2 protein-coding genes and 1 pseudogene are annotated in these 1,947 nt (G+C 49.9%); 2 read left to right on the top strand and 1 reads right to left on the bottom strand.

Features of this window, described 5'->3' with window-relative positions:
- A pseudogene (locus QCH34_RS11585) lies at positions 1-287 on the bottom strand (hypothetical protein); the annotation flags it as partial.
- 90 nt (positions 288-377) lie between these two features.
- Here QCH34_RS11585 and QCH34_RS11580 point away from each other — a divergent pair.
- Positions 378-1,124, top strand: a complete 747-nt coding sequence (locus tag QCH34_RS11580; protein WP_300334350.1) for a DUF128 domain-containing protein — start codon at positions 378-380, stop codon at positions 1,122-1,124.
- 256 nt (positions 1,125-1,380) lie between these two features.
- Positions 1,381-1,947: glucose-6-phosphate isomerase family protein (locus QCH34_RS11575; RefSeq protein ID WP_300334348.1), on the top strand; the 567-nt coding region annotated here is incomplete at its 3' end.

The following is a 1,947-nucleotide window of genomic DNA, read 5'->3' as shown; positions in this document are numbered from 1 at the left end:
AGATCATCTGGCAGCCAGATTGAGGCTTCATGGGTGTTCATTCTCTCGTTCCGGGTGAAGATTAGCTTTTTACAGGGTATCTTCTCACCATCCTCTTCAAGGATATATGGTTTATTATCAAAGATCCGTGCCTGCGTGGGATCATCGGTGCACATCACAAGAATACACTCTTTTCCTGAAACTGCAGAGAGATCGAAGGGATCGCCCTCTTCCTCTATATCATATCCTGCAGTTTCGAGGATCAGGGTAATCTCACGGATTGCACGCATCCGTACTGATTCATCCATACCCATACAGGTGTCCGTAAATAGAACAATATTTCGATTCACTTCACAGGCGGGCGAAGGGTTTTATTGAACCGGCTCGACTAGTACATAATGGATACCCCTCTGAAATTCATCCATAACCAGATCGTCGAATATTCTATGCAGGTAACGTATAACCCGCTGGAGAATGAGGGGACTGTTGTCTATAATCTCTTTTTAATCCCCAAATCCGAACGAGAATATGCGATCCAGATCATGAAGCGCGTGGCAGCAGCAGGTATTACGGTTGGTGATATGATCCGGTTTGTCGAACCGGGCGAGACTCTTGAGGGGTATACAATACCACAAGGAATGCTTGGGATATGTACTCTTTGTAGTATAACGCTGGATGGCATTCTTCTCAGGCGCGGAATTGTTACAAACCCTATCGGAGGCGGTATTATTGAGGTGGAGTCAAATCTTCCCCGAAGGTTCACGCATATGATCCTCTATGAAGCAACCACCTTCGACCCGCTTCAGGTGATGGCATCACAGAATCTCACTTCAGTAAACCGGGTGATGAAGGAAGGGAATGGAACTATCCTGGGTAATGTCCGTGAATGCCATATGGAGGCCGAGACGCTCCTTGCTGAAGTACTTGACGAATGTGTTGACAGCCATTTCTCCGGCATCCTTGAGGTCGGGATGCCCAATGCCTCCATCCTTGGCGTCTCTGTGAGCCCCCAGTACCTTGGTATCGTCGCCCTGGGGGGTACCAACCCCTTTGCGGCAATGAAAGAAGACGGTCATCCGGTAACCACCCTTGCGATTAAGGGTCTGATGGATTGCAGCCTGATGGAACCGATTTCACATTTCTGAGCACCGCCCTTTCTTTTGGTTCAAACTAATATGCTAAATCTGCCTGCTAAATTCGTTCAACATTCAAGAGAAGAACAGTGACGCGCCCTTCCGCTCTGATTCAAACACTCGCAAGAGCCGCCCGAATCGCCGTTTGATCCCGGGTCATCAACAGGAGCTCCCTGAGGCCACCCAATCCCGCCAACTGCCCTGATGCCCCATCTCTTCTGACTCCCAATCCCGCTTTTTAAATATTCTTACATCGAAGAGAACACTGATGGATATCTGGAATGGCACCCTTCCTGAACCCGATGTCAGGACAGTGGATGATATGCGGATGGTGCTTGCTAATCCTTCCTGTGATGCTTCAGGTCCTCTCTACTATATGTATCGGGATCTGGCCATGAATGATGAGGATCGTGCGCTTCTTCGGGCAGGGCAGATCAGGTATGATATCACCATGATCACCGCCGGGTCTGTTTGTGGCGAGTTCATCAAGACAAAAGGGCACCATCATCCAGAGAACGCTTCCGGCGTTCCGTACCCGGAAGTCTACGAAGTCCTCTCCGGCAGGGGCCATTTCCTCCTCCAGGCAGCTGATCTAACAGACGTTGTCCTGCACCCGGCGGTCAAGGGTGACAAAGTCCTGATCCCCCCGGGCTTTGGGCACGTGACCATCAACCCCGGCAATGATCCACTGGTGATGGCAAATATCGTCTCAGATACCTTCTCAAGCGACTATGCCTTTTTTCAGGCATACCGGGGAGCAGCATACTATGAGACAGATGATGGCCGTTTTATCAAAAATCCTCTCTACACACGTGTTGCCGACCTTCGTGTTCTG

The organism is Methanocalculus sp. (assembly GCF_029762515.1).
GTDB lineage: Archaea > Halobacteriota > Methanomicrobia > Methanomicrobiales > Methanocorpusculaceae > Methanocalculus.
The sequence above is the reverse complement of the archived record's forward strand: the minus strand, read 5'-3'. Positions and strand labels throughout refer to the sequence as shown.